Genomic DNA, 13,152 nt, shown 5'->3' on the forward strand with positions numbered 1-13,152 from the left:
AAGGTAAATTTATGACAAACCATAAAAAGACATTTCACAATTTAAACGAAGTATTTCAGTTGTATTCATCCAGCCAATATTTCCTTCTATACATATACTACTAGGATAATCGTAAGGAGGAATAAAATGTGGTTTCCATCAGCTTATGTATGATTGTGAAAAATGAAGAGGAAGTCATTGGAAGATGTCTTGAATCTGTTAAAGGGTTAGTAGATGAAATCAATATTGTGGATACAGGATCAACAGATCGTACAAAACAAATTGTTGCTCAATTTACTGATAGAATTTTTGATTTCGAATGGATCCATCATTTTGCCGCTGCCAGAAACTATTCCTTTCAGCAAGCAACGATGGATTACATTCTTTGGTTAGATGCAGACGATGTATTTTTAGAAGAAGATCAAGAAAAATTTAAGGCGCTAAAGAATTCTCTTTCCGCTACTATTGATGCCGTTTCAATGAATTACAATCTTAGTTTTGATAGTGAGGGAAATGTAGATGCTTTAATAAGAAGAAACAGACTCGTAAAGAAAGATAAAAATTTCCAATGGATTGGTGCTGTCCACGAATATTTAGAAGTGGGTGGAACACTGTTGGATAGCGATATAGCCGTAAGTCACTTGCCACTAACGCATGACCATTCACGTAATATAACGATTTATAAAACATTAGTGGAATCTGGTAAAACATTATCACCAAGAGATACCTTTTATTTTGCCAATGAATTACTAGATCACGGTCAATTTGAAGAAGCCATTTACTATTACGAATTATTTTTAACCTCAAAACTAGGCTGGGTGGAGGATAATATTCGTGCTTGCTTTAAATTAGCGGATTGCTATTCAAATTTAAATGACCCGGAAAACAATTTTAGTTCTATATTAAGAAGCTTTGAATACGATGTCCCCCGCCCTGAAGCATGCTGTCGCCTAGGTTATCATTTCATGGAGCAATATAAGAATTATCAAGCTATTTTCTGGTACGAACAAGCACTTATCATTAAACAAAATCCTAACGCTCCTTTTCAAAATAAAAGCTTCTCAACTTGGCTTCCTCACTTACAGCTTTGTGTTCTATTTGACCGACTTCAAGAATACGAACTCGCAAACGCACACAATGAATTAGCTGGCTCCTTTATCCCTAACGACGCAAAAGTTTTACACAATAAAAAGTATTTTCAGCAAATCTTAAAGTCTAATCAGACGGATTCCTAGAAGTTCTAATTGCTAGTTTAAACAGGACAAAAAATTACGTATTAGTATTTAGTAGAACATTAAAAATCCTTAAACAATGTAACAAACTTCTATTTACTATTATTTAATAGTTATGTGTCTACCTCTTCTATCAATTCTCAGAATACGATATTTGAGAGGGGAGGTGAGACTTTGCATTTTGGAAATTATTTAAAACAAGTATGTAGTAAATGTAATTCTTTTCCTTGCTGTTGTAGAACTGGACCTATTCCAAGTTGTCCAGTTTGGCCTGTAAAACCTACCGGACCTACTGGGGGCATTACTGGGGCAACGGGAAGTACTGGGGCTACTGGGGCTACTGGGGCTACTGGGGCTACTGGGGCTACTGGGGCTACTGGTGTTACTGGTGTTACTGGGGTAACCGGCTCTACCGGGGCCACTGGGATTGCTGGGGTTACTGGCTCTACTGGGGTAACCGGCTCTACCGGGGCCACTGGGATTGCTGGGGTTACTGGCTCTACTGGCGTTACTGGCTCTACTGGCTCTACTGGCGCTACTGGTGTTACTGGGGCTACTGGTGTTACTGGGGCTACTGGTGTTACTGGTGTTACTGGGGCTACTGGGGCTACTGGGGCTACTGGCGTTACTGGCGTTACTGGCGTTACTGGCGTTACTGGCGTTACTGGCGTTACTGGCGTTACTGGCGTTACTGGCGTTACTGGCGTTACTGGCGTTACTGGCGTTACTGGCGTTACTGGCGTTACTGGCGTTACTGGCGTTACTGGCGTTACTGGGGCTACTGGCGTTACTGGCTCTACTGGGGCTACTGGCTCTACTGGGGCTACTGGGATTGCTGGGGTTACGGGCTCTACCGGGGCTACTGGTGTTACTGGTATTACTGGTTCTACTGGCGCTACTGGAACTACCGGGGCTACTGGAACTACCGGGGCTACTGGGGCTATTGGTGTAACAGGAGCTACTGGCGCTACTGGTGTAACAGGAGCTACTGGCGCTACTGGGGCTATTGGTGTAACAGGAGCTACTGGTGCTACTGGGGTAACCGGCTCTACTGGGATTGCTGGGGTTACTGGCTCTACCGGCGCTACTGGGGTAACCGGCGTTACTGGCTCTACTGGTGTTACTGGCTCTACTGGTGTTACTGGGGCTACTGGTTCTACTGGGGTTACTGGAACTACCGGTTCTACTGGCACTACGGGTGTAACGGGTACTACTGGCGCTACCGGTTCTACTGGCGTTACTGGGGCTACTGGCGCTACTGGTGATATCGGAGCTACCGGCTCTACTGGTTCTACCGGCGCTACTGGGGTAACCGGCGTTACTGGCGCTACTGGTTTTACTGGGGCTACTGGTGTTACTGGGGCTACTGGCGCTACTGGCGCTACTGGCGCTACTGGCGCTACTGGGGCTACTGGGGCTACTGGTGTTACTGGGGCTACTGGGGCTACTGGGGCTGCTGGTGTGACTGGAGCTACGGGCGCTACTGGCTTTACTGGTTCTACTGGGGTAACCGGCTCTACCGGGGTTACTGGGGCCACTGGTAATATCGGACCTACTGGGGCCACTGGGGCTGCTGGGATTGCTGGCGTGACTGGCGCTACGGGCGCTACTGGTTTTACTGGTTCAACTGGGATTACGGGCTCTACCGGGGCCACTGGGATTGCTGGCGTGACTGGAACTACTGGGGCTACCGGCGCCACTGGGGCCGCTGGGATTGCCGGGGTTACTGGAACTACTGGGGCTACCGGCGCCACTGGGGCCGCTGGGATTGCTGGGGTTACTGGAACTACTGGGGCTACCGGCACCACTGGGGCCGCTGGGATTGCTGGCGTGACTGGAGCTACCGGCTCTACTGGCGCTATTGGTGATATCGGACCTACTGGGGCTACTGGAGTTACTGGTGTTACTGGTGTAACAGGAGCTACTGGCGTGACTGGAACTACCGGCTCTACTGGGATTGCTGGGGTTACTGGGGCTACCGGCGTGACTGGCGCTACTGGGGTAACCGGCTCTACCGGGGCTACTGGGATTGCTGGCGTGACTGGAGCTACCGGCTCTACTGGCGCTACTGGGGTAACCGGCTCTACCGGGGCTACTGGGATTGCTGGCGCTACTGGTGATATCGGACCTACTGGGGCTACTGGCGTGACTGGAGCTACTGGCGTGACTGGAACTACCGGCTCTACTGGGATTGCTGGGGTTACTGGGGCTACCGGCGTGACTGGCGCTACCGGGGTAACCGGCTCTACCGGGGCTACTGGGATTGCTGGCGTGACTGGAGCTACCGGCTCTACTGGCGCTACTGGGGTAACCGGCTCTACCGGGGCTACTGGGATTGCTGGCGCTACTGGTGATATCGGACCTACTGGGGCTACTGGAGTTACTGGTGTAACAGGAGCTACTGGCGTGACTGGAACTACCGGCGCTACTGGCGTGACTGGTGCCACTGGTAATATCGGACCTACCGGGGCCACTGGCGCTGCTGGGATTGCTGGCGTGACTGGCGCTACCGGCTCTACTGGCGCTACTGGTGATATCGGACCTACTGGGGCTACTGGTGATATCGGACCTACTGGGGCTACTGGAGTTACTGGTGTAACAGGAGCTACTGGCGTGACTGGAACTACCGGCTCTACTGGGATTGCTGGGGTTACTGGAACTACCGGCGCTACTGGCGTGACTGGTGCCACTGGTAATATCGGACCTACCGGGGCCACTGGCGCTGCTGGGATTGCTGGCGTGACTGGCGCTACCGGCTCTACTGGCGCTACTGGTGATATCGGACCTACTGGAGCTACTGGGGCAATTGGTGTTACTGGAGCTACGGGCGCTACTGGTTTTACTGGGGCTACCGGCTCTACTGGTTTTACTGGGGCTACTGGGGCTACCGGCTCTACTGGTGATATCGGACCTACTGGAGCTACTGGGGCTATTGGTGTAACAGGAGCTACTGGTGCTACTGGGATTGCTGGGGTTACTGGCTCTACCGGCGCTACTGGGGTAACCGGCGTTACTGGCGTTACTGGCGCTACTGGGATAACCGGGGTAACCGGCTCTACTGGCGCTACGGGTGATATCGGACCTACTGGAGCTACTGGGGCAACTGGGGCTGCTGGGATTGCTGGCGTGACTGGAGCTACCGGCGCTACTGGCGCTACGGGTGATATCGGACCTACTGGGGCTACTGGAGTTACTGGTGTAACAGGAGCTACTGGCGTGACTGGAACTACCGGCGCTACTGGCGTTACTGGTGCCACTGGTAATATCGGACCTACCGGGGCCACTGGCGCTGCTGGGATTGCTGGCGTGACTGGCGCTACCGGCTCTACTGGCGCTACTGGTGATATCGGACCTACTGGAGCTACTGGGGCAATTGGTGTTACTGGAGCTACGGGGGCTACTGGGGCTACTGGGGCCGCTGGAATTGCTGGCGTGACTGGCGCTACCGGCTCTACTGGTGATATCGGACCTACTGGGGCTACTGGTGTAACAGGAGCTACTGGCGCTACTGGGGCTATTGGTGTAACAGGAGCTACTGGGATTGCTGGCCCTACCGGCTCTACTGGCGCTACCGGTTCTACTGGCGCTACCGGTTCTACTGGCGTTACTGGGGCTACTGGAGCTACGGGTGATATCGGACCTACCGGCTCTACTGGCGCTACTGGTGCTACCGGCGTTACTGGCGTTACTGGCGCTACTGGGATAACAGGGGTAACCGGCTCTACTGGCGCTACTGGTGATATCGGACCTACTGGAGCTACTGGGGCAATTGGTGTTACTGGAGCTACGGGCGCTACTGGTTTTACTGGGGCTACTGGGGCTACTGGGGCTACTGGCGCTACTGGTGATATCGGACCTACCGGGGCCACTGGTGTAACAGGAGCTACGGGCGCTACTGGTTCTACTGGTTCAACTGGGATTACGGGCTCTACCGGGGCCACTGGGATTGCTGGTGTTACTGGAACTACTGGGGCTACTGGCGCAACGGGTGATATCGGACCTACTGGGGCCATTGGTGTTACTGGAGCTACTGGCGCTACTGGTTTTACTGGTTCAATTGGGGTTACGGGCTCTACCGGGGCTACCGGGGCCACTGGGGCCGCTGGGATTGCTGGCGTGACTGGCGCTACCGGCTCTACTGGCGCTACTGGTGATATCGGACCTACTGGGGCTACTGGAGTTACTGGTGTAACAGGAGCTACTGGCGTGACTGGAACTACCGGCGCTACTGGGATTGCTGGGGTTACTGGAACTACCGGCGCTACTGGCGTTACTGGTAATATCGGACCTACCGGGGCCACTGGCGCTGCTGGGATTGCTGGCGTGACTGGCGCTACCGGCTCTACTGGCGCTACTGGTGATATCGGACCTACTGGAGCTACTGGGGCTACTGGGGCTACTGGGGCTACTGGGGCTACTGGGGCCGCTGGAATTGCTGGCGTGACTGGCGCTACCGGCTCTACTGGTGATATCGGACCTACTGGAGCTACTGGGGCTATTGGTGTAACAGGAGCTACTGGTGCTACTGGGATTGCTGGGGTTACTGGCTCTACCGGCGCTACTGGGGTAACCGGCGTTACTGGCGTTACTGGCGTTACTGGCGCTACTGGGATAACCGGGGTAACCGGCTCTACTGGAGCTACTGGGGCAACTGGGGCTGCTGGGATTGCTGGCGTGACTGGCGCTACCGGCGCTACGGGTGATATCGGACCTACTGGAGCTACTGGGGCTACTGGTTTTACTGGTTTTACTGGAGCTACTGGTTTTACTGGAGCTACTGGTTTTACTGGAGCTACGGGACCTACTGGGGCTACTGGTTTTACTGGACCTGCGTTTACTGAAGGATTCTCTGCCTTTAAAAACACATTGACAGTTAGTGGATCTACTTCAATCACTAACTGGAGTGTAGCGTCACCATACTTTACAACACCTGCTTTCAATCCAACTACTGGAATATTCACTGTACCAACTACAGGTAGGTATTCCTTTGAAGCAACCATTAACTACTCCACTTCTGCGGCCATTACTGTTACTTTAGGAGCGGGAATAAACCCTTCATTTGCAATTAGGCAAAATGCTACTACAAATTTAATTAGTGGCCTGTTCCCTGTACTAAACGTCAATGTGGCACTTGTATTAACGTTACGAGCAGTTCTTGGAAATGGCACAATCACTTTAGCAGGAGAAGTGAATTTAAATGCTGGAGATACGATTGATTTGTTCTATGAAGCCAATGGATTAACTATCTCTCTTATACTAGGCGGAGCAAACTCTGGCGGTATCGTTTGGTCATGTCACCGAATTTCTTAGAACAACGTTATTCAAATTTTCAAAATATAGTTATGGAAATAGCAAACTATGAAATAGTTAGTTTGCTATTTCTTTATATTTTGAACTTACTGCAATAAAAAAATAGTACAAACATAATGTTTGTACTATTTTGCTTCTACTAACAAAAAATTTCCGCCAACACTTCCTCAGCAACATGTTTACCTTGTTGCACACATTCGGGGATGGATATTCCTTCGAATGAGCTACCTGCTAATTTTACAGTTGGAAAATGTTCTCGTAATTCCTGCTTTATGCGTTGGACCTTCGCCTCATGTCCAACGGTGTATTGTGGCATTGCATTTCTCCAACGTGTAACCACTGTCGTTACGGGTTCTCCATCTATACTGATAGTTTTATTTAAATCCTGTAGCACTGTTTTTTCTATCTCAGTATCTGATAATGCGACAATCGCCTCATCTCCAACTCGACCAATGTAACTACGTAATAGCACATAATCATCAGGCGTGGTACCCGGCCATTTTCGATTCATCCACGTACATGAAGTTATTGAAAAATCACTATTTCGAGAGACATAAAAAGATAGCGCGTCTAAATCACCAAGCTGCTCCTTTTTAAATGCCATTGTAACGGTTGCGATAGTTGCAGCTTTCATTGTCCCTAGTTCATTTAACAAATTATACTTACTGAACATCTTATCCGCCATATTAAAGGGTGTAGCAATAATTACTGCATCTGCTTTAATATGTGTGAAATTGTTAAGCATTACATGTACAGACCCATCTTTTCCATGTTCAATTTCTTCCACTTTGACACCTTTCATTACTGTCCCAGGAAGTAGAGATTCCTCAATACTTTCGATTAAGGTTTCAAGTCCATTACTAAACGTTTGAAAAATCCCTTTATTTTCATCAATAACATCATTACTCAAGAAATTTGTTCCTGCCTTTTTCATCCCTACTAATAAGCTACGATATTTTTGCTCTAGATGATAAAGCTGTGGAAAAGTTGAACTCATACTTAATTGCTCAATATCCCCTGCAAATGTCCCTGCCAGTAATGGTTCAACTAGGTTTTCAACAACCTCAGCGCCAAATCTTCTTCTAAAAAATGACCCCAATGGTTGATCATCGTCCTGTACGGAACGCGGGATAAAAAAATCACCCGCCGCGCGAACTTTACCACTTAGTGAAAACAAACCTGATGTAATGAATGACGAGATATGTGGCGTTTCTCCTGATAATAAATGGCTTGGGATTGGGTATAACTGACTTCCGACAGCCACATAGTTAGGTCCTGCATTACTTGTCATGATTTTTTGTTCAATACCAAGATCCTTCGCTAAAGCATTTACATAATTTTCTCGGTCAAAAAAAGATTCTGGTCCACGCTCAATAATAAAACCATCTTTTCTTAGTGTTTGAATTTTTCCGCCAAGACGTAATGACGACTCGACAAGTACGATATCTAATGGCAATTCTTTTGTGCTTGCTTGTTTTTGCATATAGAACGCAGCTGTAAGGCCTGTAATACCACCACCTACAACAACTACCTTTCGTCTTTTCTGAGTCACCAACATCATCACTTTCTTTTCGCTTAGCTTAATTTTTTATAAATCGCATCGACCATCGCATCAATAAATAAAGGGTGTGTATTAGGCATTGACGGACGATAGTATTTTGTGCCTAGTTCATCACAAACAACTTTACATTCAAAATCATTATCATATAACACTTCTAAATGCTCTGTTACAAAACCTACTGGTGTATAAACAAATGAACGGAAGCCTTTTTCTTCATAGAGCTCGCGTGTTAAGTCTTGAACATCTGGACCAATCCAAGGCTCTGGCGTCTGTCCTGCTGATTGCCAACCGACCTCAACGTTTTTCAAATCAGTTGCTTCTTGAATAAGTCGAGCTGTTTCAATTAATTGATCCTCATAAGGATCACCTAAATCTTTAATCTTTTCAGGAAGTGAATGCGCTGAAACAATTAAGCAAGCTGTTTCACGTTCTTCTTCTGACATTGACTTAAACGTATCATTGACTTGTTGTTTCCAATACTCAATAAATTTAGGTTCATCATACCAAGATTCTACTGATGTAATCGTTAAGCGATCCCCTGCTGCTTCTACAGCACGGCCATTATAAGATTTAATAGAGAATGTTGAGAAATGAGGAGCTAAAACAATGGATACCGCTTCTTTGATGCCCTCTGCCACCATTTGCTCTATTGCGTCCTCAATAAATGGATGAATATGCTTTAAACCAATAAACAATTTATATTCTACAGTATCCTGAACTTCATTTAAGCGGGAACACAATGCTTCAGCTTGTGCCTGTGTTGCTGCCGCTAAAGGAGATAAACCTCCAATCGCTTCGTAGCGACTACGTAAATCTTCTAAATGCTCTTCCGAAGGTTTGCGACCATGACGAATATGTGTATAGTAAGGTTCAATATCCTCTTCTTTATAAGGTGTTCCGTATGCCATTACCAATAAGCCTTTAACTTCTTTCATTACCCTTTTCACCTCTAAAATTGTTTTATGTTTTATACATTATGTGATAAAAAGAAGCTGTCCAATCTATTATCTTGGACAGCTCCCTTTCTATGATAAAAATTTCATACATAGAAAAGGACATAATTCACATTTGAATTCGCTTTTTTAAGAACGATTTTGTATTTGTTGTGCACTATATTCATGAATAAGTGTCGTTAAACGTTTTAAGACCGCTGGATCAACCTCAGGGAAAACACCGTGGCCTAGGTTAAAGATATGACCTGGCATTTCTAAACCTTGATCGATAATGTCCTTAGTTCGTTTTTCAATGACTGACCAATCCGCCAATAATAGCGATGGGTCTAGGTTACCTTGGACTGGTTTTGTAATGCCATTCGCGCGTGCTTCTTTTATTGGTAAACGCCAATCTAAGCCGACAACATCAATCGGTAAATCATTCCATTCCTTCGCTAAATGACTTGCACCAACACCGAACTGAATTAATGGCACGTTTTCTTTTTGTAATTCCGCAAAAATTCGCGTCATAATTGGTTTTATAAATACACGGTAATCCTCCACATTTAAAGCACCCACCCAAGAATCAAATACTTGGATTGCTTTTGCACCAGCTTTAATTTGGGCAGTTACATCTGCAATAATCATGTCAGCAAGTTTATCCATTAACGCAAACCAAGCTTGCGGTTCTGACACCATGAATGATTTTGTTTTGTTATAGTTTCTAGAAGGACCCCCTTCAATCATGTAGCTGGCTAGTGTAAATGGTGCTCCAGCAAAACCAATCAACGGGACATTTAATTGCTCTTCTGTCAAGATTTTTATAGTCTCTAGTACAAAGGGAGTATGCTCTTTGGCATTGAATTCACCTAAATTGTCTACATCTGCAACTGAACGAATTGGATTAGAAATAACAGGACCAACACCTGCTTTAATTTTTACATCTATGCCAATTCCAGGTAGAGGTGTGACAATATCCTTGTATAATATAGCTGCATCAACGTTGTAATTTTCAACAGGTAGACGAGTGACATACGCACATAGTTCAGGTTGATGTGTAATTTCCTCTAAAGAATATTTTTCTTTGATGGCACGATATTCTGCCTGAGAACGCCCTGCCTGTCGCATATACCATACTGGCGTGTGTGTCGTTTTTTCTCCACGAGCAGCACGCAGAAGTGTGTCGTTAAAAGTTGTCATGAATAATTCCTTCCCCTCGATAAATTCATTACTATCCATACGCTCTCGGGTAATTGTTTCCAGATTTCTTTCTGTTTACTCAAATAGCTTCTCTTCAAAATCTGCAATACCCATCAGAGACTTTATCTTGAATCAGTGGGCTTACCACTTTCTATAGCGGAAAGAGTCTTCTGTATCTTATCCATTGTTTTAGTACAAAAAACATTTGCTGAATCAAGAAAAAAATGTATTATTTATTCCATTATTATTGATATCCGTTTCCAATAGTAAACGCTTCCTCTGTTATTGTATAGTTATCCTAGTGAAATGTCATAAAATTGTTCATTCTAGACAGATTCTTTTTAGTCAAAGCTTAGACTTATGCTAAAAAGGGTATAATCACGCTATAATTAGCAAGATTCATAAGGAGGATAAATTGATGAATATTTATTTAACTTCTGGTACTGGTGATTTTTTAGAGCAACTGAAAAATAAGTATCCAAATGAGCATATGATCTTAATTCACGGAGAGGGAAACTCCGTATTAATTCATGAAACAGAAGGAAAATCTGTTTTTGCCACACCCCGCAAATTTGAAGTGTTAGATTCGGTAAACGAGCTAGAAGAACATGGATTCTTTGTTCTTAATAATATTCCCGTAACAGATGAAGGTCGCCCTGTTTTCGAGCATCGCTTTTTACAACGCTCACATGCCATTGAAGATGAGCCAGGATTTGAGTCCTACCGATTACTTCGTCCCATCAAAAGTGACACTTATATTGTCATGACTCAATGGCATGGACCACACTCATTTGAAGCTTGGAAAAGCTCTAAAGCCTTTGAAAAAGCTCATGCTAAAAGAGATGATTCAACAGGAGTAAATCAGCAGAACATTTTCTCAGCAGCTTCCTACGTAACAACTTATAGTGCTATGCCCAAAGAGCAATCAGAATAGATCTACAACAAATAAAAGCTCATCTTCTCAGTGCAGTACTGGGAAAATGAGCTTTTCATTATTTAGATACTTTCGCAGTCAATTCGCTAATTACTAAAACAATAACAACTACAATGTAAAACATAGGCTGTGTAATTGCACATAATCCAACGATGATTGCTTGTGTAACCATAGCTAGACGTACAATTTGCTTCACAGCTAGTTGACGAGCATTATCTGGCAATGGAAACAGCATATCCATGCGGAATTCTCCACTTGATAGTAATGCTTGCTTTAATTGAATAGTCGTTGCAAAGCTTAGTGCCCCAGCTACAATCCATGTAACTATCGGAATGTCTACAAAGGCTGCAATCACTCCTGCAATTGCCGTAAGACGGAGCCATAAATAAAAATGATCATCTGTACGGACAAAGGTGCGGAACACCAAATATTTTTGAGAATTTTTTTTACCATATGGTACGAATTTATAGAGCCAGTCCATCCATCCTCGACGTCGAATGCTTCCATGTAGATGGGGTATCTCTGTAAAGTAATTTGCAAAACGATAAAAACTCATCATACGATTTTGTTCAAGCTTTACAAAATGTTCATAAGGTACTGGTTCGCCGACAGATTTTTTTCTAAAGACAATCATATAAATGATGCTAATGACTGTAGCCACAATGGTTAGGAGCAACTGAGCTTGCAGACCCATATAAACAGCTGCAGCAAATATTATTGCTCGAATCAGCCTGTCCACCCAAACCATTTGACCACGTTCACTATATCGATAGCTAAATTCTCCTCGAACACTTATATATTTCAGTACAATCACTAGTATGAAAATGGACCAAATTTCAATTGTTGTTAAATCAGTCACTGCTTTTAATAACGGGATACTGACGATGTAGACGATTGCTACAATCCACACCTGAGACCAAAATGTCCAAGCTAAAGCCTTGCTGAAATAATGTGACATTTTAGATTCTAGGGGCAATAGGTATACCTGGTCTGGCTCTCTCAATAATGTAGTAGGACGACTAAAAGCCAATAAAATGCCTATAAAAACAGCAATAAGTATTTCAGCTGGGAAATCTGTCTGTACAACTTTCAACCATTCACTATATTGGTAGCCTCCTGCTCCAATTAGAAATACAAGCACAATGGCAATATGCCCTGTAAAAATAAATTGCATATATTTTTGTACTTCTCCTATATAATGCATGAAGCGAGAGGACCATACATCACGCAAGTTCTTCATGGTCCCGCTCCTTTGTCATTGCAATATAAAGATCGTCTAACGTTGCATTAGGCATCGCAAATGTTTGACGCAAATCGGCCATCGTTCCTTGTGCTCGAACTCTTCCTTCGTGCAATAATATAATTCGATCACAATGCTTTTCGGCTGTCGATAAGATATGCGTAGACATTAATATGGAAGCACCTTCTTTTTTCTTCTCATCCATTTGATCTAATAATGATTGAATCCCCAGAGGATCTAACCCCACAAAAGGTTCATCAATAATATAAAGACTAGGATTAATTAGAAAGGCACACATAATCATAACCTTTTGACGCATTCCCTTTGAAAAATGCGAAGGAAACCAGTTTAATCTTTTCTCCATTCGAAATTCCTTTAAAAGTACCTCAGAACGAGCATCTAGAGTTGCTTTATCAATACCATAAGCCATCGCTGTTAATTCTAAATGTTCCCTTAATGTTAGCTCATCATAGAGCACGGGGGTTTCAGGGATATAAGAAAAGGCTGTACGATACTTGTCCGTATCTTCCTTTAGCGTTACCCCATTAAGGTAAATATCCCCTTCCTTTGGCAACATTGTTCCAATTATATGTTTAATCGTTGTGCTTTTCCCAGCTCCATTCAAGCCAATTAAGCCAACAAGCTCTCCTTTTTCAATAGTAAAAGATAAATCTTTAATAACAGGTTTTCTTGTATATCCACCTGTCACATGCTGTACCTCTAATACTGACATATCCTCACTCCTCTTCTTGTTTTATATTTTA

General features: G+C 44.8%; 8 protein-coding genes. 3 read left to right on the plus strand and 5 right to left on the minus strand.

Going from position 1 to position 13,152, the window contains the following annotated elements; translation table 11 throughout:
• Positions 1-128 precede the first annotated feature (128 nt).
• Both AC3CH7_RS18770 and AC3CH7_RS18775 read left to right on the plus strand, forming a co-directional pair.
• Positions 129-1,214 carry a glycosyltransferase gene (locus AC3CH7_RS18770; RefSeq protein WP_036160507.1) on the plus strand — a complete coding sequence of 362 codons (1,086 nt, stop codon included), beginning with the start codon at positions 129-131 and terminating at the stop codon, positions 1,212-1,214.
• 171 nt (positions 1,215-1,385) lie between these two features.
• Positions 1,386-6,521, plus strand: coding sequence for a beta strand repeat-containing protein (locus AC3CH7_RS18775; RefSeq protein ID WP_488381821.1), 5,136 nt, complete (start codon positions 1,386-1,388; stop codon positions 6,519-6,521).
• Positions 6,522-6,660: 139 nt separating this feature from the next.
• Here the strand turns inward: AC3CH7_RS18775 and hemY are convergent, their stop codons facing one another.
• The 3 genes from hemY to hemE all read right to left on the minus strand — a co-directional run bounded on the left by hemY (position 6,661) and on the right by hemE (position 10,214).
• The gene (hemY, locus tag AC3CH7_RS18780) at positions 6,661-8,082 is read right to left on the minus strand and encodes a protoporphyrinogen oxidase (RefSeq protein WP_012292194.1); all 1,422 of its coding nucleotides are present in this window, start codon (positions 8,080-8,082) and stop codon (positions 6,661-6,663) included.
• Between the two features lie 14 nt (positions 8,083-8,096).
• Entirely contained in the window at positions 8,097-9,017 is a 921-nt protein-coding gene (gene hemH / locus AC3CH7_RS18785) for a ferrochelatase (protein ID WP_488381822.1), read from the minus strand.
• 147 nt (positions 9,018-9,164) lie between these two features.
• Positions 9,165-10,214: a uroporphyrinogen decarboxylase gene (gene hemE / locus AC3CH7_RS18790; RefSeq protein ID WP_289449735.1), complete on the minus strand. Its 1,050-nt coding sequence runs from the start codon at positions 10,212-10,214 to the stop codon at positions 9,165-9,167.
• A gap of 418 nt (positions 10,215-10,632) precedes the next feature.
• Here hemE and AC3CH7_RS18795 point away from each other — a divergent pair, with 418 nt between their 5' ends.
• Positions 10,633-11,148: an antibiotic biosynthesis monooxygenase family protein gene (locus AC3CH7_RS18795; RefSeq protein WP_012292190.1), complete on the plus strand. Its 516-nt coding sequence runs from the start codon at positions 10,633-10,635 to the stop codon at positions 11,146-11,148.
• Positions 11,149-11,206: 58 nt separating this feature from the next.
• Here AC3CH7_RS18795 and AC3CH7_RS18800 read toward each other — a convergent pair whose 3' ends face one another.
• Positions 11,207-12,388, minus strand: coding sequence for an ABC transporter permease (locus tag AC3CH7_RS18800; RefSeq protein WP_289449736.1), 1,182 nt, complete (start codon positions 12,386-12,388; stop codon positions 11,207-11,209).
• Positions 12,372-13,121 carry an ABC transporter ATP-binding protein gene (locus tag AC3CH7_RS18805; protein WP_036165492.1) on the minus strand — a complete coding sequence of 250 codons (750 nt, stop codon included), beginning with the start codon at positions 13,119-13,121 and terminating at the stop codon, positions 12,372-12,374. Before AC3CH7_RS18805 ends, AC3CH7_RS18800 begins: the two co-directional genes overlap by 17 nt.
• Between the last annotated feature and the right edge of the window lie 31 nt (positions 13,122-13,152).

It is taken from the genome of Lysinibacillus sp. F12, from assembly GCF_057773605.1.

What these genes read in the sequence shown, in the direction of transcription:
- hemY (WP_012292194.1), bottom strand. Translation starts at nt 8,082, where the DNA reads ATGATGTTGGTGACTCAGAAAAGACGAAAGGTAGTTGTTGTAGGTGGT.
- hemH (WP_488381822.1), bottom strand. Translation starts at nt 9,017, where the DNA reads ATGAAAGAAGTTAAAGGCTTATTGGTAATGGCATACGGAACACCTTAT.
- hemE (WP_289449735.1), bottom strand. Translation starts at nt 10,214, where the DNA reads ATGACAACTTTTAACGACACACTTCTGCGTGCTGCTCGTGGAGAAAAA.
- AC3CH7_RS18795 (WP_012292190.1), top strand. Translation starts at nt 10,633, where the DNA reads ATGAATATTTATTTAACTTCTGGTACTGGTGATTTTTTAGAGCAACTG.
- AC3CH7_RS18800 (WP_289449736.1), bottom strand. Translation starts at nt 12,388, where the DNA reads ATGAAGAACTTGCGTGATGTATGGTCCTCTCGCTTCATGCATTATATA.
- AC3CH7_RS18805 (WP_036165492.1), bottom strand. Translation starts at nt 13,121, where the DNA reads ATGTCAGTATTAGAGGTACAGCATGTGACAGGTGGATATACAAGAAAA.